At 66.8% G+C, this 24456-nt stretch carries 22 protein-coding genes; 15 read left to right on the forward strand and 7 right to left on the reverse strand.

Annotation, left to right across the window (positions count from 1 at the left end):
* Positions 1-102 precede the first annotated feature (102 nt).
* Complete coding sequence (gene tkt, locus I8N54_RS09725) at positions 103-2121, forward strand: transketolase (protein ID WP_140192753.1); 2019 nt, start codon at positions 103-105, stop codon at positions 2119-2121.
* Between the two features lie 3 nt (positions 2122-2124).
* Here tkt and I8N54_RS09730 read toward each other — a convergent pair whose 3' ends face one another.
* Both I8N54_RS09730 and I8N54_RS09735 read right to left on the reverse strand, forming a co-directional pair.
* On the reverse strand, positions 2125-2841 hold the full coding sequence (locus I8N54_RS09730) for an RlmE family RNA methyltransferase (protein WP_140192752.1): 717 nt from the start codon (positions 2839-2841) through the stop codon (positions 2125-2127).
* 58 nt (positions 2842-2899) lie between these two features.
* Positions 2900-4012 carry a Ppx/GppA phosphatase family protein gene (locus I8N54_RS09735; protein WP_140192751.1) on the reverse strand — a complete coding sequence of 371 codons (1113 nt, stop codon included), beginning with the start codon at positions 4010-4012 and terminating at the stop codon, positions 2900-2902.
* Between the two features lie 231 nt (positions 4013-4243).
* Between I8N54_RS09735 and I8N54_RS09740 the strand changes: the two genes are divergently transcribed.
* From I8N54_RS09740 to I8N54_RS09755, 5 genes are read left to right on the forward strand one after another with little or no spacing between them, the layout of a single operon-like run.
* The gene (locus tag I8N54_RS09740; protein ID WP_140192750.1) at positions 4244-4540 is read left to right on the forward strand and encodes a virulence factor; all 297 of its coding nucleotides are present in this window, start codon (positions 4244-4246) and stop codon (positions 4538-4540) included.
* Between the two features lie 26 nt (positions 4541-4566).
* On the forward strand, positions 4567-5484 hold the full coding sequence (locus I8N54_RS20185; RefSeq protein WP_231592372.1) for a methylenetetrahydrofolate reductase: 918 nt from the start codon (positions 4567-4569) through the stop codon (positions 5482-5484).
* Entirely contained in the window at positions 5477-6154 is a 678-nt protein-coding gene (locus I8N54_RS09745) for an HAD family hydrolase (protein WP_231592370.1), read from the forward strand. The genes I8N54_RS20185 and I8N54_RS09745 overlap by 8 nt, the downstream gene beginning before the upstream one ends.
* Positions 6151-7113: a methyltetrahydrofolate cobalamin methyltransferase gene (locus I8N54_RS09750; protein WP_140192748.1), complete on the forward strand. Its 963-nt coding sequence runs from the start codon at positions 6151-6153 to the stop codon at positions 7111-7113. Before I8N54_RS09745 ends, I8N54_RS09750 begins: the two co-directional genes overlap by 4 nt.
* Before the next feature lie 34 nt (positions 7114-7147).
* A complete protein-coding gene (locus I8N54_RS09755; RefSeq protein ID WP_140192747.1) occupies positions 7148-7384 on the forward strand; it encodes an N-(5'-phosphoribosyl)anthranilate isomerase in 237 nt (78 codons plus the stop codon).
* A gap of 77 nt (positions 7385-7461) precedes the next feature.
* Here the strand turns inward: I8N54_RS09755 and lipA are convergent, their stop codons facing one another.
* Together lipA and I8N54_RS09765 are read right to left on the reverse strand one after the other, a co-directional pair.
* On the reverse strand, positions 7462-8418 hold the full coding sequence (lipA, locus tag I8N54_RS09760) for a lipoyl synthase (RefSeq protein WP_140192746.1): 957 nt from the start codon (positions 8416-8418) through the stop codon (positions 7462-7464).
* Positions 8419-8497: 79 nt separating this feature from the next.
* Entirely contained in the window at positions 8498-9436 is a 939-nt protein-coding gene (locus I8N54_RS09765; RefSeq protein WP_140192745.1) for a hydrogen peroxide-inducible genes activator, read from the reverse strand.
* 97 nt (positions 9437-9533) lie between these two features.
* On the opposite strand from I8N54_RS09765, the gene I8N54_RS09770 reads away from it, so the two are divergent.
* The 3 genes from I8N54_RS09770 to I8N54_RS09780 all read left to right on the forward strand — a co-directional run bounded on the left by I8N54_RS09770 (position 9534) and on the right by I8N54_RS09780 (position 12104).
* Entirely contained in the window at positions 9534-11030 is a 1497-nt protein-coding gene (locus tag I8N54_RS09770; RefSeq protein ID WP_140192744.1) for a catalase, read from the forward strand.
* Between the two features lie 118 nt (positions 11031-11148).
* Positions 11149-11781: an SRPBCC family protein gene (locus tag I8N54_RS09775; RefSeq protein ID WP_140192743.1), complete on the forward strand. Its 633-nt coding sequence runs from the start codon at positions 11149-11151 to the stop codon at positions 11779-11781.
* On the forward strand, positions 11781-12104 hold the full coding sequence (locus I8N54_RS09780; RefSeq protein WP_140192742.1) for an ArsR/SmtB family transcription factor: 324 nt from the start codon (positions 11781-11783) through the stop codon (positions 12102-12104). The genes I8N54_RS09775 and I8N54_RS09780 overlap by 1 nt, the downstream gene beginning before the upstream one ends.
* Here I8N54_RS09780 and I8N54_RS09785 read toward each other — a convergent pair.
* The gene (locus tag I8N54_RS09785; RefSeq protein WP_197097433.1) at positions 12101-13111 is read right to left on the reverse strand and encodes a DUF6456 domain-containing protein; all 1011 of its coding nucleotides are present in this window, start codon (positions 13109-13111) and stop codon (positions 12101-12103) included. The two genes, I8N54_RS09780 and I8N54_RS09785, sit on opposite strands and share 4 nt — an antisense overlap.
* Positions 13112-13344: 233 nt before the next feature.
* Between I8N54_RS09785 and I8N54_RS09790 the strand changes: the two genes are divergently transcribed.
* Positions 13345-13647: a DUF6477 family protein gene (locus I8N54_RS09790; protein WP_140192741.1), complete on the forward strand. Its 303-nt coding sequence runs from the start codon at positions 13345-13347 to the stop codon at positions 13645-13647.
* Between the two features lie 7 nt (positions 13648-13654).
* On the opposite strand, the gene I8N54_RS09795 is transcribed toward I8N54_RS09790, so the two are convergent.
* Entirely contained in the window at positions 13655-15199 is a 1545-nt protein-coding gene (locus tag I8N54_RS09795) for a trimethylamine methyltransferase family protein (RefSeq protein WP_140192740.1), read from the reverse strand.
* A gap of 178 nt (positions 15200-15377) precedes the next feature.
* Between I8N54_RS09795 and guaA the strand changes: the two genes are divergently transcribed.
* The 5 genes from guaA to I8N54_RS09820 all read left to right on the forward strand — a co-directional run bounded on the left by guaA (position 15378) and on the right by I8N54_RS09820 (position 20808).
* Positions 15378-16943 carry a glutamine-hydrolyzing GMP synthase gene (gene guaA / locus I8N54_RS09800; RefSeq protein WP_140192739.1) on the forward strand — a complete coding sequence of 522 codons (1566 nt, stop codon included), beginning with the start codon at positions 15378-15380 and terminating at the stop codon, positions 16941-16943.
* A gap of 7 nt (positions 16944-16950) precedes the next feature.
* Positions 16951-17607, forward strand: a complete 657-nt coding sequence (locus I8N54_RS09805; RefSeq protein WP_140192738.1) for a YdcF family protein — start codon at positions 16951-16953, stop codon at positions 17605-17607.
* Positions 17607-18500 (forward strand): DMT family transporter, encoded by an 894-nt coding sequence (locus I8N54_RS09810; protein WP_140192737.1) that lies wholly within the window; start codon positions 17607-17609, stop codon positions 18498-18500. Before I8N54_RS09805 ends, I8N54_RS09810 begins: the two co-directional genes overlap by 1 nt.
* Positions 18501-18598: 98 nt before the next feature.
* Entirely contained in the window at positions 18599-19768 is a 1170-nt protein-coding gene (locus I8N54_RS09815) for an outer membrane protein transport protein (protein ID WP_140192736.1), read from the forward strand.
* Positions 19769-19893: 125 nt separating this feature from the next.
* Entirely contained in the window at positions 19894-20808 is a 915-nt protein-coding gene (locus I8N54_RS09820; RefSeq protein WP_140192735.1) for a DMT family transporter, read from the forward strand.
* Positions 20809-20830: 22 nt separating this feature from the next.
* Here the strand turns inward: I8N54_RS09820 and mfd are convergent, their stop codons facing one another.
* Positions 20831-24286: a transcription-repair coupling factor gene (gene mfd, locus I8N54_RS09825; protein WP_140192734.1), complete on the reverse strand. Its 3456-nt coding sequence runs from the start codon at positions 24284-24286 to the stop codon at positions 20831-20833.
* Positions 24287-24456 lie beyond the last annotated feature (170 nt).

Here is a 24456-nt window from a genome sequence, read left to right on the forward strand (position 1 = left end):
GTATGCGATAGGCCCAGAAGCGGCAAATGATAGGCTGCCGCGCGCTTGCACTCGGGCGTCGCCTTGGTATGACCTCCGGGAAGCTCATCAAAGGAGACCCGCATGGATCTCGACGCCCTGCGCACTGCCCACCCCGATCACTGGAAAATGGCCTCCGCCATCCGAGCCCTCGCGCTGGATGCGGTCGCTGCCGCGAACTCCGGCCACACCGGCATGCCGCTCGGCATGGCCGATATCGCCACGGTCCTGTTCCGCGACCACATGTCGTTCGATCCGAAGGATCCCGAATGGGCCGACCGTGACCGGTTCATCCTGTCCAACGGCCACGGCTCGATGCTGCTCTATGCCCTGCTCCACCTAACGGGCTATGAGGAGTTCACGATCGAGCAGCTGAAGAACTTCCGCCAGTGGGAGTCGATCACCGCGGGCCACCCGGAGAATTTCCTCGCCAAGGGCATCGAAGTGACCACCGGCCCGCTCGGCCAGGGCATCTCGAACTCGGTCGGCTTCGCCATCGCCGAGGAAAGCCTGCGCGCCCGCTTCGGCAACAAGCTGGTCGACCACTGGACCTGGGTCTTCGCCGGCGACGGCTGCCTCATGGAGGGCGTGAGCCAGGAAGCGATCGCGCTCGCCGGGCACCTGCAGCTGTCGAAGCTCGTCGTGTTCTTCGACCACAACTCGATCACCATCGACGGGCCGACCTCGCTCGCCGACAGCACCGACCAGGTCGCGCGGTTCGAGGCCTCCGGCTGGCATGTCCAGCAGATCGACGGCCACGATCCCGAAGCGATCGGCAAGGCGATCGAGGCGGCCAAGGCCGACCCGCGGCCCTCGATGATCCAGTGCGAGACGCACATCGCGCTCGGCCACGCCGCGCAGGACACGGCCAAGGGCCACGGCGCGCTGACCGACCCCGACCAGCTCGCCGCCGCGAAGGAGGCCTACGGCTGGACCGGCGGCCCGTTCGAGATCCCCGGCGACATCAAGTCGATGTGGGAAGCCACCGGCGAACGCGGTGTGGCGGCGCACAAGGACTGGCAGGGCCGGCTCGAGGCGACCTCCGCCGGCAAGCGCTCCAAGTTCGAAGCGGCCATGTCGGGCGAGATCCCGAACAAGCTGACCTCGACCATCCGCGCCCTGAAGAAGCAGATGACCGAGAGCGCGCCGAAGCTGGCGACGCGGGCGTCGTCCGAGAAGGCGCTCGAAGTCATCAACCCGGTCGTGCTCGAGACGCTCGGCGGGTCCGCCGACCTCACCGGCTCGAACAACACGTTGACCGCCGATCTGGGCATCTTCGACGCCGAGAACCGCAAGGGCCGCTACATCCACTACGGCATCCGTGAGCACGGCATGGCCGCGGCGATGAACGGCATGGCGCTGCACGGTGGCGTGCGCCCCTACGGCGGGACGTTCTTCACCTTCACCGATTACGCCCGCGGTGCGATCCGTCTGTCCGCGCTGAGCCACGCGCCGGTGGTCTACGTGATGACCCACGATTCCATCGGCCTCGGCGAGGACGGCCCGACCCACCAGCCGGTCGAGCATCTCGCCATGATGCGCGCGACCCCGAACTACGTCGTGCTGCGCCCCGCCGACGCGGTCGAGACCGCCGAAGCCTGGGAGATCGCGCTGCTTCGCAAGAATGGGCCGACGATCCTGGCGCTGTCGCGCCAGGGGCTGCCGACCGTGCGCACCGAGCACAAGACGAAGAACCTCTCGGCGCAGGGCGGCTACGTGCTGGCCGAAGCCGAGGGCAAGCGACAGGCGATCCTGATGGCCACCGGCTCCGAAGTCTCCGTCGCGCTCGCCGCCCGCGAGGCCCTGCAGGCGGAAGGCATCGGCACGCGCGTCGTGTCCATGCCGTCGATGGAGCTGTTCGCCCAGCAGGAGGAAAGCTACCGCAAGCGCGTCCTGCCCGGCAGCGCCGTGCGCGTCGCGATCGAGGCCGGCGTGCGCCAGCCCTGGGATCGCTGGCTGCTCGGTGAGCGTGGCCGCGAGGCGAAGGCCGGCTTCATCGGAATGGACAGCTTCGGCGCCTCTGCTCCGGCCGGCGAACTGTTCGAGCAGTTCGGCATCACGTCCGAAGCGACGGTCGCCAAAGTGAAAGAGCTTCTCGGCTGAGGCTCACTGGTCGCCGCGGAACCCCGTGGCGACCACGAACTTCTCGGAGCTGTCGGACCGCGAGGCCGGCGGCTTCACGTTCGCCACCTTTTCGAAGCGCTGCTTGAGAAGGGTCTGAAGGCTCCCCTCCGCACCGCCGGCGAGGACCTTGGCGACGAACGTCCCCCCATCCGTCAGCACGTCGAAGGCGAAGTAGGCCGCGGCCTCGCACAGCGCGATGATGCGCAGGTGGTCGGTCTGCTTATGGCCGGAGGAGGATGCGGCCATATCCGACATGACGACGTCCGCCGGGCCGTCCAGCCACGCCTTCACCTTGTCGTCCGCTCCGTCTTCGAGGAAGTCGAGCTGGTGGATCTCCGCCCCCGCGATCGGGTCGATCTCCTGCAGGTCGATGCCGATGATGCGGCCGACCTTCTTGTCCTTCCGCTCGCCGAGCGAGTTGATGCGCGGTACCGCGACCTGGCACCAGCCACCGGGGGCGCAGCCGAGGTCGACCACACGCGCGCCGGGCACGAGGAAGCGATACTTGTCGTCGAGCTCCAGGATCTTGTAGGCGGCGCGGCCGCGATAGCCGTCGGCCTTCGCCCGCTTCACATAGGGGTCGTTCAGCTGGCGCTGCAGCCAGAGCGTGGAGGACATCTTGCGTCCACGCGCCGACTTCACCTTGACGGTGAGATCGCGCTGGCCACGTCCGGAGGATTTACGAGGTTTTTTCGACATATCCGCTCATGCCGAATTTTCGCCGAAAATTCGATAGCGATTTTTCGTTGAAGAATCTTTAATAGGGCCCGTCTTCAAGAACGCCATCCGCACTCATCTGCGCATAGAGCAAACCTTCCCGCAGCCCCCGGTCCGCGACCGACAACCGGTCGGTCGGCCAGATGCGCATCAGCGCCTGCAGGATCGCCGCCCCCGACATGATGAGCGCCTGCCGATCCTTGCCGATCCGCGGATCGTTGCGCCGCCCCTCCGGCCCGAGTTGCAGGTAATCCTGGATCACCGCGTCGATCTGCTGCGAGGTCATCCGCAGCCCGTCCACCTTGCTGCGGTCGTAGCGCCGCAGCCCGAGATGCGACGCCGCCACCGTCGTCACCGTCCCTGACGTGCCGACGATCTGGAAGCCTTCGGTCACCTGCTCGGACGCGTAGGGCGCGAATTCGGCGAGGTTCTCCTCGAAGAACCAGCTCATCAGCGCGAAGCGGGCGGAATCGTTCTCGACGTCGCGGAACTGGTCGCGCAGTGTCGCCACACCAAGCGGCACGGAAATCCAGTCGACGACCTTGGCGACCGGAAACGGCCCCGGATCCTGCTTGAAGCCGGAATGCAGCCGCATGATCGCCTTCGGCCGGTCGTGGCGCGGCACGTTGGTGAGGTCGATCCAGACGAGCTCGGTCGAGCCGCCACCGATATCGACAACCAGCAACTGGTCGGTCCGTGTCGACACGAGCGGCGCGCAGGAGATAACGGCGAGACGCGCCTCTTCCTCGGGTTCGATGATCTCGAGCTTGAGCCCCGTCTCGCGCTTGACCTGCGCGATGAACTGGCCGGCGTTGGTGGCACGACGACAAGCCTCGGTCGCGACAAGCCGCATCCGCGTGACCTTGTGGCGGCGGATTTTCTGCATGCAGATCCGCATCGCATTGACCGTGCGCCCCATCGAGGCGCGCGACAACCGCCCGGAGCTTTCCAGCCCGAGCCCGAGTTGCACGGACTTGGAGAAACTGTCGATCACGTGGAACTGACTGCCCTTCGGCTGGGCAATCAGCATGCGACAGCTGTTCGTGCCGAGATCCAGCGCCGCGTAGAGCGTGTCCGGATCCGGTGGGGATGGCGCAGGGCTCTCGACCGGTTTCGGGAACGCGCCTGCGCCCTTCGGACGCCTGGGCGCCATGGTCACGCCCTCCATATCAAGTTGCTTTCAATCTACGTTTCCCGACGCGCTGAAGCAAGGGTTGTCGCCGGGCCCGCAAGGCCGCTACCCGCCTGACGCCGGGTCGCGTCGGCCTTGCGGCCCTGCGACGGGCTGCGCGATGTTCTGGTCGCTGGCCGCTGTCATTTGGTCGAAATCCGACGCGGGGCGACGCGGGCGGCCCCGTATGAAGGCGGCAACGAGGAGATTGGCATGGCGGACGTCACGATCGTCTACTGGCGGGACATCCCGGCTCAGGTCATCGTCGGCAAGGGCCGGCGTGCGGCGAAGGTTCAGTTGTCGGAGCGGTTCGAACAGGCGATCGACCGGGCCGCAATGAAGATCGGCGCAGACGGCACCGACGCCTACCTTGCCGAATGGCGCAAGGCTGACCCGGTCTTCGTCGAGGGAGACGATACGTCAGCCGCCGCGGCCATGGCCGCGCGGCTGGAGACGGAGTACGACACCGCGCGCCTCAAGGCGCTGATCGACAACGACGGCTGGGCGTGATCCACCGAAACCTTAGGGAGGCCCTCATGGCTCTGCTGAATTTCCGCCGCAAGGAGGCCCCGGTCACGGGCGGTGCCGGTGACTTCCTTAAGGGCTATTCCATCGAGGTCATGCCGCGCACGGCCGAGAAGGTCGAGGACTTCCGCGCATTGCTGCCTTCGGGCACCCGCGTCTACATCGCCCACATCGACGGCACGCCGATCGAGGACATGGTCGCCACCGCCCGCCGCATCGCGGCCGACGGCTTTCCGGTCATGCCGCATTTCCCGGCGCGGATCATCCCCGACAAGGCGACGCTCACCGACTGGATCGACCGCTACCAGGGCGAAGCGGGCGTCGACCAGGCACTGCTGCTCGCCGGTGGCGTCTCGCAGCCGCACGGCGACTTCCATTCCTCGATGCAGCTGCTCGAGACCGGGCTTTTCGACCGTGCCGGCTTCAAGCGGCTGCATGTTGCCGGCCACCCCGAGGGTAACCGCGACATCGACCCGGATGGCAGCGCGAAGAACGTCTCTGAAGCGCTTCTCTGGAAACAGAAATTCTCCGAACGAACGGATGCCGCGATGGCCCTGGCGACGCAGTTCGCCTTCGACGCCGACCCGATCATCGCCTGGGCCGAAGGCCTGCGCGAGGCTGGCGTCTTCCTGCCCGTCCATATCGGGATCGCAGGTCCGGCAAAGCTTCAGACGCTGATCAAGTTCGCCATGGCCTGCGGTGTAGGCCCGTCGCTGAAGGTCCTGCAGAAACGTGCGCTCGATGTCAGCAAGCTGCTGCTGCCCTACGAACCTACGGAGGTCGTCTCCGCGCTCGCCACGCACAAGGCGGCGCATCCGGAGTTCCTCGTCGAGCAGGCCCACTTCTTCCCCCTCGGCGGCATCAAGGCCTGTGCGGACTGGGCGAACGCGAACGGCGGAACGGGACTGCGGGCGGTTGCCCGTGGCTGATCCTGCCCCCACCCCCGGTGCGCTGCTGTTCGACCTCGACGGCACGATGCTCGAGACCGACCCGATGCACGCGGCGGTCTTCGCCGAACTCTTCGCGGAGCGCGGTCAGAAAATCGACGAGGCCTACTACATGGCCAACATTCACGGACGGCTGAACCGGGAAATCTTCGGCGACTTCTTCCCCGGTGAGGATGCGGCTGCACTCGCCGACGAGAAGGAAGCGCGCTTTCGCGAACGGCTGGGCACCGAGGCAGCGCCGATGGCCGGTCTTCCGGCACTGATCGAGCGGGCGCAGGCGGCGGGCTGGAAGCTCGCCGTTGTCACCAATGCGCCCGGCCCGAATGCCGAGGCGATGCTGTCCGCGATTGGTCAGCGTCAGCATTTCGACACGATCGTGCTGGGCGACGATTGCCCGCGCGGCAAGCCGGACCCCTATCCCTATGCCGAAGCCATGCGCCGCCTCGGCGTGCCGGCCGAGCACTGCGTCGCCTTCGAGGACAGCCGCGCCGGGGTCGCCTCCGCCGCCGGCGCCGGCGCGCTGGTCGCCGGGGTTCGCTCCGCGCTCGACGACGCCGCGCTCAAGGCAGCCGGCGCCGCCGTGACGATTGCAGATTTCGAAGATCCCGCGCTCGAGTTCGCGCTCGACCGCCTCAATGGAGCCACCGCATGACCCGCACCGTCCTCGAAAGCAAAAGCAAGACGACCGTGATCGGCTTCGATGAGCCCTTCTGCGTGATCGGCGAACGGATCAACCCGACCGGGCGCAAGAAGCTCGCTGCCGAACTCGAGGCCGGTGACTTCTCGACCGTCGAGAAGGACGCACTGGAGCAGGTCGCCTGCGGGGCGATGGTGCTCGATATCAACGCGGGCGTCGTTTACAACTCCAATCCCGATCCGAACCTCACCGAACCGCCGCTGATGACCCGGATGATCGAGCTGGTGCAGGGGCTCGTGGACATTCCGCTCTGCATCGACAGCTCGGTGCCTGCCGCGCTCGAGGCCGGTCTGGCCGCGGCCGAAGGCCGGCCGCTTTTGAACTCGGTAACGGGCGAGGAAGAGCGGCTTGAGCTGGTGTTGCCGCTGGTCAAGAAATACAACGTTCCGGTCGTCGCGATCAGCAACGACGACACCGGTATCTCCGAAGACCCCGACGTGCGCTTCGCTGTTGCCAAGAAGATCGTCGAGCGGGCTGCAGACTTCGGCATTCCCGCGCATGACATTGTGGTCGATCCGCTGGTGATGCCGGTCGGAGCAATGGCGACCGCCGGTCAACAGGTCTTTCAGCTGGTGCGCCGGCTGCGGGACGAACTGGGCGTGAACACAACCTGCGGCGCGTCGAACGTCAGCTTCGGGCTGCCAAACCGGCACGGCATCAACGGGGCGTTCCTGCCGATGGCGATCGGTGCTGGCATGACCTCGGCGATCATGAACCCGACGCGGCAGGTCGAAATGGAAGCGATCCGCGCCGCGAACCTGCTCATGAACCACGATGCGCACGGCTCTGCCTGGATTGGCTTCTCGCGGGTTCTGGACGCGACGGCCGGGGGCGAGAGCTTCGTCGACGCCTCGCGCGCGGCGATGGAAGCCGGCGGCGGCGGTCGAGGCGGTCGGCGGCGCCGCCGGGCTTAACGCGGCGTTCATCAGGATCGGCGAGAAGCCCGGCATGACACATCATGCCATTCCCGCCGATCCCCGTGCCGAGCTCTGGCTCGATTCCATATTCACCGCGAAAGCCGCGCTGAACGGCGGTGTCGTCCGGCGCGCCGTCAACTGGGTCGAAGCCGAGATCGGCCGTGAGCGGCTCGTCCGCGAAGTCCAGGCGCGACACTTTCACATGCTCGAATGCGGCGGGCAGTTCGTGATCGTCTGCAATCCCGGCCGCATCCGGATGATTTGCTGACAATGCGAACCTTCACGGATTTTCAATGAAAATCCGATATCGATTTTTCGACGAAAAATCGTGAGGGCTCTAGGCCCTCACGCCGTCGCGCCGAGCTTGCGCAGCCGGTTCTCGCGCAGTCGTTCGAAATCCTCGCCGGCGTGGTAGCTCGATCGCGTCAATGGGGTCGCGGACACCATCAGAAAGCCCTTGCCATAAGCGGCCTTCTCGTAGCTGGCGAACTCTTCCGGCGTGACGAACCGATCGACGCGATGGTGCTTCGGCGTCGGCTGGAGATACTGACCGATTGTCAGGAAATCGACATCCGCCGCACGCATGTCTTCCATGACCTGCACGACGGCCTGCCGGTCCTCCCCGAGCCCCACCATGATCCCCGACTTCGTGAAGATCGTCGGATCAAGTTCCTTCACCCGCTGCAACAGGCGCAGCGAGTGGAAGTAGCGCGCGCCGGGGCGCACTTCCGGGTAAAGACCCGGAACCGTTTCGAGGTTGTGGTTGAACACGTCCGGCTTTGCCGCGACGACGACTTCCAGCGCCTCGGGCCCGCAGCGGATGAAATCCGGCGTCAGGATCTCGATCGTCGTGCCCGGCGCGCGATGGCGGATGGCCCGGATCGTCTGGGCGAAATGCAGGGCGCCGCCATCTTCGACATCGTCACGGTCGACGGAGGTGATGACCACGTGGTTGAGGCCGAGCTTGGCGACCGCGTCGGCGACCCGACCCGGCTCGAACACGTCGAGCTCTTCCGGCGGCTTGCCGGTCGCGATGTTGCAGAATGTGCAGGCCCGCGTGCAGACTTCCCCCATGATCATCATGGTGGCATGGCCCTGCGACCAGCATTCACCGACGTTGGGACAGCCCGCTTCCTCGCAGACGGTGACGAGCTTGTGCTCGCGGATCGTCTCCTGCGTCTTGCGGTAGCCTTCGGATGTCGGGGCTTTCACCCGGATCCAGTCCGGCTTCTTGGGCTGGGCATTGTCGGGCCGACGCGCCTTTTCGGGGTGGCGCTGGCCGGGGATCTTGAGATCGCGCACGGTGGGTCTCCTTCCTCGCCCGTTGATGTAACCTACCGCAGCGGCGATGCAATCTCCAGCCTCGCAAAGCAGCCATGCATCACGCGGCCGGGGCCGTCCGGTCCCGGGCCATCCCGATGAGCTCGGCAGCCGCATCCCGCAGGATCTCGGCCAGGTCGTCGGCCCAGGCGGCATCGACGCTGCTCTGCCGCCGCACCAGCGCCAGGGTCCGGGACGGCTCGGGTGCCGCGAAGCGCATCAGCGCCAGCCGGGGGGCGGAGGCCGTCTCGGTCCGGATCGCGATTTCGGGCAGCAGCGTCAGGCCGAACCCTTCGGAGACGAGGCCGACCAGCGTCGACAGGGACGAGGCGCCGAGATCTACCTGCCGGCGCGCGGAGATCGCGCAGACTTCGAGCGCCTGATCGGCGAGGCAATGCCCCTCGTCCAGCAACAGCAGTTGATCGGGCGAGACTTCCGTGGGCCGCAACCGCTCCGCCCGGTCGGCCCAGGTCGCGATCCGGGAGATCGAGCCGGCCAGCACGAACCGGTCGGTCGCGATCGGATCGGCGCGAAGCCCAGGCTCGCTTACCGGCAGCGCCATCACGGCGGCATCGAGCCGGCCGAGACGCAGCGCCTCGACCAGGCGGTCGGTCTGCGCTTCCCGCACGCGCAGCTCCAGCGTCAGGTCGCGCGCCCGGATCCGGGTCAGGGCCAGCGGCAGCAGATATGGGGCGACCGTCGGGATCACGCCGAGGTTGAGCCGACCGCGCAACCCTTCCTTGAGCCGGGTCGACTGGGCGAGTTCCTCCACCTCCGCGAGGATGCGGCGCGACCTGACCAGAACGTCCTGCCCGGCACGCGTCAGCCGGATCTCGCGCGGCAGACGTTCGACGAGCTTCGTGCCCAGACGATCCTCCATCTCGCGGATCTGCGTCGAGAGCGCCGGCTGCGTGACATGCACCTGCGCGGCGGCGAGGCCGAAGCCGCCGGTCTCGGCGAGCGCGACGAAATAGCGGAGTTGCTTGAGCGTGACATCCATAACCCTGTCTTATGGCAACGACAAAAAATCTCAACTTGGATTTATTCCAAACTGCGCAGATCCTGTCGCCAATCCGACTCGAATGGAGGTTACCCCCATGTCCAAGCGCCTTACGACGACGGCCGGCGCGCCGATGCCGTCCAACGACACCTCGAAGACCGCCGGCCCGCGCGGCCCGGTCCTGCTCGAGGATTACCAGCTGATCGAAAAGCTGGCCCACCAGAACCGCGAGCGGATCCCCGAGCGGGTCGTTCACGCCAAGGGCTGGGGTGCGCTCGGCACCTTCACGGTGACGCACGACATCACCAAGTACACGCGCGCCAAGCTCTTCTCCGAAGTCGGCAAGAAGACCGAAGTGCTGTCCCGCTGGTCCACCGTGGCCGGTGAGCAGGGCGCGGCGGATGCCGAACGCGACGTGCGGGGCTTCTCGCTGAAGTTCTACACCGAGGAAGGCAACTGGGACATGGTCGGGAACAACACCCCGATCTTCTTCGTCCGTGACCCGCTGAAGTTCCCCGACTTCATCCGCACGCAGAAGCGGCACCCCAAAACCAACCTTCGCTCGCCCGAAGCGATGTTCGACTTCTGGGCAGCGCAGCCGGAATCTGTGCACCAGGTGACGATCCTGATGTCCGACCGCGGCATCCCGACGAACCCGATGCACATGAACGGCTACGGCTCGCACACCTATTCCTTCTGGAACAACGACGGTGAGCGGTTCTGGGTGAAGTTCCACTTCAAGACCCAGCAGGGCCACAAGCACTACACCAACGACGAAGCTGAAAAGCTGATCGGCTCGACCCGCGAGTCCTACCAGGAAGACCTCTTCAACGCGATCGATGAGGGCAAATTCCCGAAATGGACCATGTTCATCCAGGTCATGCCGGAAGCCGACGCCGACAGGCCGGACTTCAACCCGTTCGACCTGACCAAGGTCTGGCCGCACAGCGACTACCCGCTGATCGAGGTCGGCGAGCTTGAGATGAACAAGAACCCGGACAACTACTTCCAGTGGATCGAGAACGCGGCCTACTCGCCGTCGAACAAGGTTCCGGGCATCGGCTACAGCCCCGACAAGATGCTGCAGGCGCGGGTCTTCTCCTACGCCGACGCGCACCGCTATCGCCTTGGCACGCACTACGAGGCCCTGCCCCCGAACGCGCCGAAGTCGGCGGTTCACCACTACCACAAGGACGGCTCCATGCGGTTCTTCCAGAACGACACCGGCAATCCGGACGCCTACTACGAGCCGAACCAGTATTCGGACGCGCCCGTCGCCGACATGTCCTTCGAAGAGCCGCCGCTGCGCATCGATGCCGACGCCTTCCGCCACGAGCAGGAAGTGACCGATGTCGATTTCGTCCAGCCGCGCGCGCTCTATGCCGAGGTGCTGAATGACGAGCAGCGCCATCGCCTGCACCACAACATGGCCGCGGCCATGGGTCCGTGCTCGCAGCCGGTGAAAGAGCGCTGGTATGCCGTGCTCGAGCGGGTGCACCCCGACTACGCCGCCGGTGTCCGCAAGGCGGTCGAAGAGGAAGGCGATGTGAACGCCGTTCCCGTCACCGAGGACACGCCGGTCCACGCCAAGTAAGCGGCGGACCATCGACCATACGGATCAGGGCGCCTTCGGGCGCCCTTTTTCGTCGTTGCGCGGCACACGGGATTCATATAAGTCTGAACTTATATCAATCTCATCCCGGTATCCTGCCATGGATTTCCAAAAGCACCTCGGCGCAGTCGATCGAACGGTGACGGAGCTTGAGCGCGACGGCGCCCCTGCCCGCGCCGTCAGCCTGACGCGCATCTATCCGACCGATCCGTCCGACCTCTGGGACGCGCTGACTAGCAAGGACCGACTGCCCCGCTGGTTCGCCCCGGTCGATGGCGACTTCCGACCCGGTGGAAGGTTCAAGATCACCGGCAATGCCGAGGGTGAGATCCTCGAATGCGAGGAACCGCGACTCCTGTCGCTCACCTGGGAATTCGGCGGCGGCATCAGCTGGGTCGACGTTACGCTGTCGCCCGAGGGCGACGCGACGCGCCTGACGCTGGTGCACACGGCACCGGTCACGCCGCACTGGGCGCAATTCGGTCCTGGCGCAGTCGGCGTCGGCTGGGACCTCGGGCTGCTGGGGCTTGCTCTGCACGTCGCGGACCCTGACGCCGAAAAACCGGACGAGACCTCGTTCCACACCCTGCCCGAAGGCCGCGCCTTTATCATCGGCAGCGGCGAGGACTGGATCCGGGCAGACGCCGCAGGCGGCGCCACGACGGAGGAGGCCGAGGCGCGGGGCCGTGCAACCATCGCCTTCTACACCGGCGAGCCGCTTCCGGAGAGCTGATGGAGGCTTTCGACGTCTTGGGCGACCCGGTCCGCCGCCGCCTTCTGGAGCTTCTGGCGCGGGATGAAGCCGCCTCCGGTGAACTCGTCGAGGTGATCCGGGCGGAGTTCGGGATCTCGCAAGCAGCGGTCTCACAGCACCTCAAGGTGCTGCGGGAGAACGGGTTCGCCACCGTCCGCCCTGAAGGCGCGCGCCGGATCTACGCCGTCGATCCCGCAGCCCTCAGGGACGTGGACGGCTGGCTCGACCAGTTCCGGCATTTCTGGGAGCCGAAGCTCGACGCGCTTGCGACCGAGATCGCGCGCGGCAAGAAAGCGCGTTAGCCGATCTTCGGCGCCAGCGAGCCTTGCGCATCGTAGTGACGCCGAAGCCGTTGCAGGGCGATACGCAACACGATCTTGCCCGAGCGCGCGGACCAGCCCATCCGACGCTCCGCCTCTTCCATACCTTCGAGGTAGCAACAGCAGCGCAGCGCCACATCGCTGAGGCCGGGGCCGAGGTCCTCGAACGCAGCCTCGACCCGGGCACGGGCGGCTGTAGCGGGGGTATCCGCAGTCGTGTCATTGCTCGCCGCCATCCGGGAGAGTTCGTAATCCTCGCGCAGCCGCTCGCCGGCCCGCACGAGATCGCGGTCGAGGAACGGGCCACCGTCCCGGTCCCGGCGCCGCGAGAGGCCGACAAGCGGGCTTTCGGGCAGCGAGATCGGCGTCGCATCCCGGTGCTGCCGCCGCGCGGAGCGGAACGGACCGGACGAAACCACTTCCGAACGGTCGCGCGCGCGGTTCTCGCGGGCGGCGATCATCTCGCGCAGCGCGGTGCGCCCGCTCGCCGTGATCCGGTAGCGGGCAATGCGGGCGGCGGGTGCGCCGCTTTCGATCCATTCGTTGAGGGCGAGCACTTGCGCGATGGGGGCATCCACGACGGCGAGCCGGTCCGTATCGCCGTCGGCGAGGTCGCGCACGACCACCGCCCGGTCCATCTCCCGCGCAACGGCCAGAACGGCGCCCTGCTCCGCAAGACGGCGCAGAACGCGCGCCGCCTCGGTCTCGACCGTGTCGAGATCGGGCAGATCGGGGTCCAGCTTATCCACAGGAAGACCAACCACCGCCGAAAGCCGCTTCAGCGCGCTGTCGACAAGGGGATCGTCCCGCCGGTTCTCCAGCTTGCGGACCTGCCGCAGCACTGTCGAGGCATGGACGTCCTGCTGCCGCGCCAGCGCGCGGATCGGCGTGCCGGCTTCTGTGTGGGCCAGGTAGTGCCGCACCGGATCGGGCACCCAGTCCGGCAAGTCACTGCTATGACTTATCTTGTCTGCAACCGGTCCGATCATCTGTGACTCCGCCCGTATTAACCGCGAGGCGCCGAGTCCGACCTTGACAGGCCCGACCGGCGGGCACAGCCATGGGTTGTAATTCTTACCCAAGTCTTAACGGACCGTCTGCGTCAACCCATTGTTCATATTAGGTAAACAGTTCCTTCCACAGCGTTCTCCCCAGCTTGTCCACAGGCAACACTCGCTAAGGTTGCGTATGGTGAGGCCAGTCGATCTGGAAGGAGATTCCCATGCAGGACCTTTTGTCGATGGCGCGATCGCTGCGGCGGCCGGCGCTTCTGGTGCGGGCGGCCGCCTGCGGTCAGGACGATTACGATCGTGACACCCACCTGCCCCGCATCCTCGGCTGCGCGACCGCGCCGAAGTCCGGCGAGGCGCTGGTCAAGCTGCTGGATGCGGAGGACGAGGTGAACGCGCGGCGCCTGACCGGCGATGCCGGATGGTCCGCCGCGCGGCATGTCGAGCTGCTCATCGCGATCGCCGGCGAGGCGGCGCTGCTTGCCGCCGCCTACCGGCCCTCGATCGTGGACTGAGCGTAGCTCAGGTGAAGGCGTCCGCCATGCTCGCCTTCTTCTCGGCCACGTAGGCGCGCAGCGCCTCTTCGATCGCTGGGTCTATCGGCGGCTTCTGGTAGTCGTTCAGCAGCTTCTCGACCCGCAACGAGGCGAGCTGAACGGAATCGCGAGCGCCCTCCTCTTCCCACTGCTCATAGGGTTTGTAGTCGAGCACTTCGGTTCGCCAGAACGCCGTCTTGAAGTTCGCCTGCGTGTGCGCGCACCCAAGGTAGTGACCGCCCGGCCCGACCTCGTAGAGCGCGTCCATCGCCTGCCCCGTCTCGGACATGTCGACGCCCTTGGCGAGCTGGTGCAGCGCCCCGAGCTGGTCGGCGTCGAGCACGAACTTCTCGAAGCTGGCGACGAGCCCGCCTTCCAGCCAGCCGCAGGCGTGCAGCATGAAGTTCACGCCGGACAGCAGCCCCATGTTCAACGAGTTCGACGTCTCATAGGCGGCTTGCGCGTCCGGCAGCTTGGAGCCGCAGAACGACCCGGCGGAGCGGTAAGGCAAGCCGAGCCGGCGGGCCAACTGCCCCGCGCCATAGGTGATCTGCGCCGCTTCGGGCGTGCCGAAGGTCGGCGCACCGGAGTTCATGTCGATCGAGGTCACAAAGGCGCCGAAGATCACCGGCGCGCCCGGACGGATGAGCTGGGAATAGGCGACGCCGGCCAGAACCTCGGCCAGAACCTGCGTCAGCGTCCCCGCAACCGACACCGGCGCCATCGCGCCGCCGACGATGAAGGGAGAGATGATCGCCGCCTGGTTGTTGGCGGCATAGACCTCGAGCGCGCCCATCATGGTCGAGTCGAAGGTCAGCGGAGAGTTGATGTTGATGAGCGAGGTCATCACCGTGTTTTCGGCGACGAACTCCTTGCCGAACAGGATACCGGCCATGTCGACGCTGTCCTGCGCGCGTGACGGTTCGGTCACCGATCCCATGAACGGCTTGTCCGACAGCGTCATGTGCGCCAGCAGCATGTCGAGGTGGCGCTTGTTCACGGCAATGTCCGTCGGTTCGCACACCGTGCCGCCAGAGTGGTGCAGCCACTTCGACATGTAGGCGAGTTTCACGAACTTCTCGAAGTCGTCCATCGTGGCATAGCGCCGTCCGCCGAGCGCGTCGCGCACGAAGGGCGGTCCGTAGACCGGCGCGAGGACGAGGTTGCGGCCGCCGATCGTCACCGACTTGTTCGGATCGCGGGCGTGCTGGACGAACTGCGACGGCGCGGTCTTGCAGAGCTCGCGGGCAAGGCCGCGCGGAATGCAGACGCGCTCGCCCTCCACATCGGCGCCGGCAGCGCGCCAGCGGTCGAGGGCGGCGGGATTCTCGACGAAGTTGACGCCAATCTCCTCGAGCACCGTCTCGGCGTTCGCCTCGATGATCTGGAGCGCTTCCTCGTTCAGGATCTCGAGGTCGGGAATGTTCCGCTCGATATACTTGGCGGCCTCGATACGGACCGCCGTGCGCTCCGCCCTGCGGGCCGCTCCTCCGCCGCCGCGTCCCCTGCGTGCCGTCCGTGCCTCCGACATGGCCGCTCCTTTCGTGATCCGGTCAGGTGCGTGATACGCGCGTTCCGGGGGCCGCAATGGTGGCTTTGCGTCTTTCCTGGAGCGAAAACGACACGCGACCGCGCGGCAGCCCTCGCGCGGCCCTCCGAAGTCGTCGCGGCAGCTTGCGCGGCCCGGGGCGACGGACTAACCAGCCGTCATGGAAAACGCCGCTCACGACCGCCTTCTCATCATCGATTTCGGCAGCCAGGTGACCCAGCTGATCGCGCGCCGCCTGCGCGAGCTGTCGGTTTACTGCGAAATCCACCCCTTCCAGAACGTCACCGACGCCTTCCTCGACGAGTTCGCGCCGAAGGCGGTGATCCTGTCGGGCGGACCCGCGTCGGTCATCGACGACGGCTCGCCGCGGCCGCCGGCGAAGGTGTTCGACCTCGGCGTGCCGGTGCTCGGCATCTGCTACGGCCAGCAGGCGATGATGGACATGCTGGGCGGCCGGGTCGAACGCGGCGACGGCACCGCGGAATTCGGCCGCGCCTTCGTGGAGCGCAAGGGCGACAAGCATCCCGACCTGCTGACCGGCTGGTTCCTCGACGGCCGGGAACAGGTCTGGATGAGCCACGGTGACCACGTCGCTGAAATCGCTCCGGGATTCGAGGTGCTCGGCACCTCTCCCGGTGCGCCCTTCGCGATCACCGGTGACCGGGATCGGAACTTCTACGCGGTGCAGTTCCACCCCGAAGTGCATCACACGCCGAACGGCCCGACGCTCTACCGCAACTTCGTCGAGCTCGCCGGCTTCAAGGGCGACTGGACCATGGCCGCCTACAAGGAAGAGGCGATCCGCCTGATCCGCGAACAGGTCGGCGACTCAAAGGTGATCTGCGCGCTGTCCGGCGGCGTCGACAGCTCCGTTGCCGCGATCCTGATCCACGAGGCGATCGGCGAACAGCTGACCTGTGTCTTCGTCGACCACGGGCTGATGCGGATGAATGAGGCGCAGGAAGTCGTCTCCATGTTCCGCGAGCATTACAATCTGCCGCTGATCCACGCCGAGGAGTCCGACCGTTTCATCGGAGCGCTCGAGGGGGTCAGCGACCCCGAGGTGAAGCGCAAGACGATCGGCGGCCTCTTCATCGACGTCTTCCAGCATTACGCCGACGAGATCGAGGGTGTGAAGTTCCTCGCCCAGGGCACGCTTTATCCCGATGTCATTGAATCGGTGAGCTTCTCCGGCGGCCCCTCCGTCACGATCAAGAGCCACCACAATGTCGGCGGCCTGCCCGAGAAGATGGGCCTCAAGCTGGTCGAGCCTCTGCGCGAGCTGTTCAAGGACGAGGTCCGCGCGCTTGGTCGCGAGCTCGGCCTGCCCGAGAGCTTCATCGGCCGGCACCCCTTCCCGGGCCCCGGCCTCGCCATCCGCTGCCCTGGCGAGATCACCCGTGACAAGCTCGAGATCCTGAGGAAGGCCGACGCGGTCTATATCGACCAGATCCGCAAGCACGGGCTCTATGACGAGATCTGGCAGGCCTTCGTGGCAATCCTGCCGGTCCGCACCGTCGGCGTCATGGGCGACGGGCGCACCTACGACTTCGCCTGCGCGCTGCGCGCCGTGACCTCCGTCGACGGGATGACCGCCGACTACTACCCGTTCAGCCACGAATTCCTCGGCGAGACCGCGACGCGCATCATCAACGAGGTGCGCGGCATCAACCGGGTGACCTACGACATCACGAGCAAGCCGCCCGGCACGATCGAGTGGGAATGACCCGCCCGTGAGACGCCTCGCCGCCCTCGTCCGCTGGGGGATCGCACTGCTGCTTCTGAGCGCGACGGTGACAATGGCCTCCGCCTGGGCGACGGTGCGATGCGACCGGCTGATCGGGACGGATGCAGTTTACGAGACAGGTGTCGTCTTGGGCGCAGGGTTCGTGATGCCACCCGCGCCGGGCCCCGGCAGCCGGGACCGGGCGCTTGCGGGTGTGCGTCTTTACGAGGCCGGCGTCGTGGAGCGGCTGCATTTCTCCGGCTCAGCCGGGCGCGGGACGGGGTTTTCGGTCGGTCAGCTGATGGCGGACCTGGCCGTCGAAGACGGTGTGCCGGCTGAGGACATCACGGTAGAGACCAAGTCGGAATCGACCCTCGAGAACGGCCTCCTCTCCAAGCCGATCATCGCAACTTCGGCCAGCAACCTTCTGATTACCGAAGGTTTTCATCTGATCCGCAGCCGCGCCAGCATGGCCTTCGCGGGCCTGCCGGTCGATGGCATGTGCCGCTCCTCCGCCTTTGGCGAGCGCGGGCCGTCCGACATCGCCTGGATGATCCTGCGCGAGTCGCTTGCCTGGTGGTTCAACCTCGCCCGTGGCGCGCTCTGGAAGCTCGGCACCGTACTCGGACTGGAGGAGTCGATGCCCGGCTTCCTGCTGCACTGATGGAGGCGACAGCCGCACAAGTGACTCGCGCCGCGCTGTGGATGCTCGGCGCCGTGGTGTCGTTCAGCTCCATGGCGTTGGCGGGCCGCGCCGTCAGCTTCGAGCTCGATACGTTCGAGATCATGGCCTACCGCTCGATCATCGGCTTCGCCATCGTGGTGAGCGTGCTGACCGCGACCGGCCGGCTGCACGTGGTCAAGCGCGATCGCCTCGGCCTCCACGTGGTGCGCAACCTGGCGCACTTCACCGGCCAGAACCTCTGGTTCTTCGCGGTCAGCGTCGCACCGCTCGCGCAGGTCTTCGCGGTCGAGTTCACCTCGCCGATTTGGGCGCTGTTCCTCGCCGGGCTCATCCTGAAGGAGCGGATCACCGGCACGGCCGTGCTCGCCGCGATGCTCGGCTTCGTGGGCGTACTGATCGTCGCCCGCCCGAGCGTGGAGACGGTGGATGCCGGAATCATCGCCGCCGCGCTCTGCGCCATCGGGTTCGGCCTGACGGCGGTCCTCACCCGGCTGCTGACGCGGCACGAGACGGTGTCTTCCATCCTGTTCTGGCTGACCGGGCTTCAGGTGATCTTCGGCCTGGTCTGCGCGCTGATCGACGGGCAGATGGCCCTGCCGTCGGCGGGGTCCGTGCCGCTGCTGATCCTGATCGGCTGCGCCGGCCTCTCCGCCCACCTCTGCCTGACGAGCGCGCTCGCCCTCGCCCCGGCGAGCGTGGTGATGCCGATCGACTTCCTGCGTCTTCCGCTAATCGCGATCGCCGGGATGGTGATCTACGCCGAGGCCCTCGACGGCTGGGTCTTCGTCGGCGGCGCCGTGATCTTCGGAGCGAACTACCTCAACATCGTGAGGAAGAACCGCCGAGCCCCCGCAACAGGTGCGAAAATGTGACGCGATAAGCGCCTCGAGGTTGTGACGCGGCGTTAACAATTGACCGGAAAGACCCCTCTGCCGGAATGTCTGACGACAACTTCGGGAGGACCCCACTCATGGCATTCAAGAGGACTTCGGTCGCCGCGATGGCGGCCCTTCTCGCCACCACCTCGCTCGCCCATGCCGGCGGCATCGACCGGCTTCGCACTCCGCTTGGTCTGCTGTTCGAAGACGGAAGCGGCGCGAACCTGACGCTGTCCTACGGCACGCCCGACGTGAGCGGGACCTATGGCCCGGCGCTCGGCGGCGGCAGCACCGGTGACATGGCCGGCAGCTTCATCAACTACAGCTTCACGTTGAAGACCCAGCTGAACGACCGTATCGGCCTGATGTTCACCAGCTTTTCGCCCTATGGCGCGAATGCCGATTACATGCAGGGACCCTACACCGGGCTGTCTGCGGACTGGGATGCGGACGGTTCCACCATCCTCGCCAGCTACCGGCTGAACCCGAACTTCATCTTCTACGGCGGTGCGCGGATCACGACGAGCCAGGCTGAAATCACGATCCCCGACACGCTCATCCGTGGCGGTCTCGCCGCTGCCGGTGCCGCCGGCAACGCGACGGCGGGCGCTGCTGCGGCCGCTGCCCCGGCCGGATCGCTCGCCTACAGCGCGACGACCGAGAAGAACGGCGGCACGAGCTACATCGCCGGCGCAGCCTACGAGCGCCCCGACATCGCCTTGCGCGTCGGCCTGACCTACGAGAGCGGCTACACCCACGAGTTCGAGACGGTCGAAACGCTTCCCGGCCTCGGCGTGAGCGCCTCCAGCGTCACGGAGATCGACATGCCGAGCGTCGTGACGCTCGACTTCCAGACCGGGGTCGCCGCCGACACGCTGGTCTTCGGCTCGATCCGGCACGCCACCTGGTCGGACTGGCACGTGCGCCCGCAGGCCTATGACGCGCTGTTCGGCGAAGAGATCACCGGCTTCGACAACGACGTGACCACCTACCAGGTCGGCGTTGGCCGCCAGTTCTCCGACGCGCTGTCGGGCTTTGCCCGCGTGACCTACGAGGCCGCCGACGGTGAAACCGCCAGCCGGCTCGCGCCGACGGACGGCACCCGCGGCATCGGCGTGGGCATGTCCTACGACGCTGGCGGCGCCGAGTTCACCATGGGCGTCGAGTACCAGAAGCTCGGCGATGCAACCGACGCGTCTGGCACCGAGTTCGAGGACAACGACGCGCTCGGCGTCTCCTTCGGGATCACCAGCGGCTTCTGATCCGGACCGGATCACGGACATGACGGGGCCCGTCGGCATCGCGCCGGCGGGCCCTTTCGCTGTCATGGGTGGGGATGCGCAGGAAACGGATTGTGCGCCCCGCGCCTCGGGGCGCAGATGATCGCATGACCCAACGTTCATTGTCCCCACGGTCGTGGCTCGACCTCCTGCTTCTCGCCCTTGTCTGGGGTGGGGTGTTCCTTGCCGTGCGGCTTGCCCTGCGCGAGGTCGGACCGCTCCAGATCGTCGCAATGCGCGTCGCGGTCGCCGCGCTCGTGCTGTGGGGCATCGTGCTGGCGAGCAAATTGCCTGTGCCCCGCCGTCGCGACACCTGGGGCGCCTTCGCGGTCATGGGCCTGCTGAACAACGTGATCCCGTTCTGGCTTATCACGTGGGGGCAGCAACATATCGACACCGGGCTGGCCTCGATCCTCAATGCGTCCTCGGCGGTCTGGGGCGTGGGGATCGCCGCACTCGTCTTCGAAGATGAGCGCCTGACGCTGCGCAAGGTGATCGGCGTTCTGCTGGGCCTGGCCGGTGTGGCGACGGCGGTCGGCCTCGGCTCGCTGGCCTCGTTCGATCCGACGTCGCTGGCGCAACTTGCCATTCTGGGCGCGACGATGTCCTACGGGATCGCCTCGGCATGGGGGCGGGCCACCCTGCCCGGCCTGCCGCCGCTGGTCGCAGCTGCGGGGATGCTGACCTGCTCCGCCGTGATCGCCGTGCCTCTGGCGCTGCTGACCGAAGGGCTGCCGCCGATGCCGGGCGTCCTGACGTGGGGCGCGCTGGCCTACGCCAGTGTCGTGGCGACGGCGGGGGCCTATCTGCTCTACTACCGCATTCTCGCGGCGGCGGGCAGCGGCCACACGCTGCTCGTGACGCTGATGGTCTCGCCGATCGCGATCCTGATCGGCGCGCTGGCCTTGGGCGAGACGCTGCGGCCAGAGGCCTACGTGGGGTTCACGCTCCTCGCCGCGGGCCTGATCGTGATCGACGGCCGACTTCTGGCGCGCCTTGTGCCCCGGCGAAAAGGCCTATGACGGCGCTACGAGGCGCCGACCCTCACGCCGCGGACTTCGCCTTCAGCTTGTCGGCGAGGTCACGGGCCACGGCGAAGGCGCCCTTGATCTTGTCCGCGTCGTTCTTCCAGTCGCGGCGCACGACGATCTTGTTGTCCTTCACCTTGGCGAGACCGTCCTGCGCCTGGATGAACTCGACCAGCCCCTGCGGCGAGGCGTACTTGTCGTTGTGGAAGCGGATCGTCGCGCCTTTCGGTCCGCCGTCGAGGTGGCTGATCCCGGCCTTCTTGCACATCGCCTTGATGCGAACGACGAGCATCAGAGTATTTACTTCCTTCGGCAGTTTGCCGAAGCGGTCGATCAGCTCCGCGGCGAAGCCTTCAAGTTCAACTTTGGTCGTCAAGTCACTGAGGCGGCGATACAATCCAAGCCGCACATCGAGGTCGGGCACGTAATCCTCGGGGATCAGCACCGGCACGCCGAGGTTGATCTGCGGCGCCCACTGTCCGTCGTCGACCAGCCCCTGCGCCTCGCCCGATTTGATCTTGGCGATCTGCTCTTCCAGCATCGACTGGTAGAGTTCGTAGCCGACTTCGCGCATCTGGCCGGACTGTTCCTCGCCCAGCAAATTGCCCGCGCCCCGGATGTCGAGGTCCTGGCTCGCAAGCGTGAAGCCCGCGCCGAGCGTGTCGAGGCTGCCGAGCACGCGCAGGCGCTTCTCGGCAAGGTCGGTCAGCCGGCCGCGCGGCTTGGTCGTCATGTAGGCGTAGGCGCGCGTCTTGGACCGGCCAACCCGGCCCCGGATCTGGTAGAGTTGGCTGAGGCCGAACATGTCCGCCCGCCAGACGACCATCGTGTTGGCCGTCGGGATGTCGAGCCCGCTCTCGACGATCGTGGTCGCCAGAAGCACGTCGTACTTGCCGTCGTAGAAGGCGTTCATCCGGTCGTCGAGTTCGCCCGCCGCCATCTGCCCGTGCGCCGTGACGTAGCTGCATTCGGGGACCTGGTCCTTCAGGAACTGCTCCATCTCCGGCATGTCCGAGATGCGCGGCACGACGAAGAAGCTCTGCCCGCCCCGGTAGCGTTCGCGCAGCAGCGCCTCGCGGATCGTGATTGTGTCGAATTCGGAGACGTAGGTGCGGATCGAAAGCCGGTCGACGGGCGGAGTGCCGATGATCGACAGCTCGCGCACTCCCGACAGTGACAGCTGCAGCGTGCGCGGGATCGGCGTCGCCGTGAGCGTGAGGACGTGGACATCCGTGCGCAACTGCTTGAGCCGCTCCTTGTGGCCGACGCCGAAGCGCTGTTCCTCGTCGATGATGAGCAGGCCGAGGTTGCGGAACTTAATCGACTTCGCCAACAGCGCGTGGGTGCCGACGACGATGTCGACATCGCCAGAGGTCATGCCGGTGCGGGTCTCGCTCGCCTCCTTCTGGCCGACGAAACGCGACAGGGAGCGAACCTTGATCGGGAACCCCCGGAAGCGCTCGCGGAAGCTCTGGGCGTGCTGGCGGGCCAGCAGCGTCGTCGGGGCAACGACGGCGACCTGCACGCCGGACATCGCCGCCACGAAGGCCGCGCGCATCGCGACCTCGGTCTTGCCGAAGCCGACGTCACCGCAGATCAGCCGGTCCATCGGGCTGCCGGCTTCCATGTCCTCGAGCACCTGTTCGATCGCGGTCAGCTGATCGTCGGTCTCCGTATAGGGGAAGCGGGCGAGAAACTGCTCCCACATGCCATCGGGCGGCGTCAGCACCGGCGCGGTGCGCAGCGCGCGCTCCGCGGCGACGCGGATCAGCCGCTCGGCCATCTCGCGGATGCGCTCCTTCAGGCGGGCCTTCTTGGCCTGCCACGCGCCGCCGCCAAGCTTGTCGAGCAGCCCCTCCTCGTGTCCGTAACGGGACAGGAGTTCGATATTCTCCACCGGCAGGTAAAGCTTCGACTGTTCGGCATATTCGAGCACGAGACATTCGTGCGCCGCGCCCGCCGCCGTGACGACCTCGAGCCCGTGATACCGGCCGACGCCGTGGTCGACGTGAACCACCAGATCGCCGGGCGTGAGGCTCTGCGTTTCGGTCAGGAAGTTCTCGGCCCGCCGGCGGCGCTTCGGCGCGCGGATCAGCCGGTCGCCAAGCACGTCCTGCTCGGAAATCACCGTCACGCGGCCCTCGCCGAGCGGCCCCTCGAAACCGGATTCCAGTGCCCAGACAGCAAGATGCACGCCACTCTTGCCAACGCGCGTGAAGTCGGAGACGTGGATCGTCTCGACCAGACCCTCGTCCTCGATCAGGCCCGAGAGGCGTTCGCGCGCGCCTTCGGAGTAGGAGGCGATCAGGACCGGTCCGTCTTCCAGCTTCTTGCGGACATGATCGGCGAGCGCCCCGAAGAGCGAGATGTTCTCCTGCTGCCGCTCGGGGGCGAAGCTGCGCCCGATCCGCCCGCCCGCGTCGATGACGCCCGGCCCGGTGGCCTGCGGCAGTGGCGAGAATTGCAACACCCGCCGCCCGCCGATGGCCTTGGTCCAGCCGGCGTCGTCGAGATAGAGCGTCGAGGGTGCGGCGGGCTTGTAGACCGTGTCGACCCGGCCCTTCTGGCCGAGCGCGTGCCGGCGCGTCTCGTAGGCGTCCTCGATCATCGTCCAGCGGCTGTCGCGGACCGCGTCGCTCTGGTCGTCGAGCGTGACGGAGGCTCCGGGAAGATAGTCGAACAGCGTCTCGAGCTTCTCGTGGAAGAAGCCGAGCCAGTGCTCGACGCCCTGATGCTTGCGTCCCGCGCTCACCGCCTCGTAGAGCGGGTCGTCGCTGCCCGCCGCGCCGAACTCGATCCGGTAGGTCTGGCGGAATCGGGTAATCGCCGCCTCGTCGAGGATGACCTCGGACACGGGGGCGAGTTCAACCTGGCTCAGCTTCTCTGTCGTGCGTTGAGTCGCCGCGTCGAACCGGCGGGCCCCGTCGAGCGTGTCGCCGAACAGATCGAGCCGGATCGGCCCGCTTTCACCCGGGGGATAGATGTCGATGATGCCGCCCCGCACCGCGTAGTCGCCGGGCTCCATCACCGTAGGGGCCTGTGTGAAGCCCATCCGCACGAGGAAAGACCGCAGCGCCGCCTCGTCGATGCGGCTGCCGACGGTGGCGTGGAACGCCGCCTCGCGCAGGGTCTCGCGCGCGGGGACTTTCTGCGTGGCGGCGTTGATCGTGGTGAGCAGAACGAACCGCTCCGGCATCCCGTGGACGAGCGCGGCGAGCGTCGCCATCCGCGAGGCCGAGATGTCGGCGTTCGGCGAGACGCGGTCGTAGGGCAGACAGTCCCAGCCGGGGAAGGTGATGACCGGCATGGAGGGCGCGAAGAAGGCGAGCGCGGATTGCATCGCCGCCAGCCGCTTGTCGTCGCGCGCGACATGGATCACCGGGCCGGAGGTCTTGTCGACCTCGGCCAGCAGGAGCCGCGCGTCGAACCCTTCGGGCGCGCCGCCGACGGAAATACGGTTGGTTTCGGCCATGCCGGTCACTTCCTGAAACGGGGCGCACTCTCTCCCCCGGATGACGCGTCCTGTCAACCTTCAGCCACGTGGAGCGCCTGCGGCGCGCTTGATGTCCGCCCGCGCCTGCGGCCCGGGCTGGTCAGGGGGCTGTCTGCCCCCTCCGGGCCTGACGGCCCGTTCACCCCCGA

Source organism: Pelagovum pacificum, assembly GCF_016134045.1.
Taxonomy (GTDB): Bacteria; Pseudomonadota; Alphaproteobacteria; order Rhodobacterales; family Rhodobacteraceae; genus Oceanicola; species Oceanicola pacificus_A.

Coding starts and splice junctions, on each gene's coding strand:
- tkt (WP_140192753.1), top strand. CDS start 103: ATGGATCTCGACGCCCTGCGCACTGCCCACCCCGATCACTGGAAAATG.
- I8N54_RS09730 (WP_140192752.1), bottom strand. CDS start 2,841: ATGTCGAAAAAACCTCGTAAATCCTCCGGACGTGGCCAGCGCGATCTC.
- I8N54_RS09735 (WP_140192751.1), bottom strand. CDS start 4,012: ATGGCGCCCAGGCGTCCGAAGGGCGCAGGCGCGTTCCCGAAACCGGTC.
- I8N54_RS09740 (WP_140192750.1), top strand. CDS start 4,244: ATGGCGGACGTCACGATCGTCTACTGGCGGGACATCCCGGCTCAGGTC.
- I8N54_RS20185 (WP_231592372.1), top strand. CDS start 4,567: ATGGCTCTGCTGAATTTCCGCCGCAAGGAGGCCCCGGTCACGGGCGGT.
- I8N54_RS09750 (WP_140192748.1), top strand. CDS start 6,151: ATGACCCGCACCGTCCTCGAAAGCAAAAGCAAGACGACCGTGATCGGC.
- I8N54_RS09755 (WP_140192747.1), top strand. CDS start 7,148: ATGACACATCATGCCATTCCCGCCGATCCCCGTGCCGAGCTCTGGCTC.
- I8N54_RS09765 (WP_140192745.1), bottom strand. CDS start 9,436: ATGGATGTCACGCTCAAGCAACTCCGCTATTTCGTCGCGCTCGCCGAG.
- I8N54_RS09770 (WP_140192744.1), top strand. CDS start 9,534: ATGTCCAAGCGCCTTACGACGACGGCCGGCGCGCCGATGCCGTCCAAC.
- I8N54_RS09775 (WP_140192743.1), top strand. CDS start 11,149: ATGGATTTCCAAAAGCACCTCGGCGCAGTCGATCGAACGGTGACGGAG.
- I8N54_RS09780 (WP_140192742.1), top strand. CDS start 11,781: ATGGAGGCTTTCGACGTCTTGGGCGACCCGGTCCGCCGCCGCCTTCTG.
- I8N54_RS09785 (WP_197097433.1), bottom strand. CDS start 13,111: ATGATCGGACCGGTTGCAGACAAGATAAGTCATAGCAGTGACTTGCCG.
- I8N54_RS09790 (WP_140192741.1), top strand. CDS start 13,345: ATGCAGGACCTTTTGTCGATGGCGCGATCGCTGCGGCGGCCGGCGCTT.
- I8N54_RS09795 (WP_140192740.1), bottom strand. CDS start 15,199: ATGTCGGAGGCACGGACGGCACGCAGGGGACGCGGCGGCGGAGGAGCG.
- guaA (WP_140192739.1), top strand. CDS start 15,378: ATGGAAAACGCCGCTCACGACCGCCTTCTCATCATCGATTTCGGCAGC.
- I8N54_RS09810 (WP_140192737.1), top strand. CDS start 17,607: ATGGAGGCGACAGCCGCACAAGTGACTCGCGCCGCGCTGTGGATGCTC.
- I8N54_RS09815 (WP_140192736.1), top strand. CDS start 18,599: ATGGCATTCAAGAGGACTTCGGTCGCCGCGATGGCGGCCCTTCTCGCC.
- I8N54_RS09820 (WP_140192735.1), top strand. CDS start 19,894: ATGACCCAACGTTCATTGTCCCCACGGTCGTGGCTCGACCTCCTGCTT.
- mfd (WP_140192734.1), bottom strand. CDS start 24,286: ATGGCCGAAACCAACCGTATTTCCGTCGGCGGCGCGCCCGAAGGGTTC.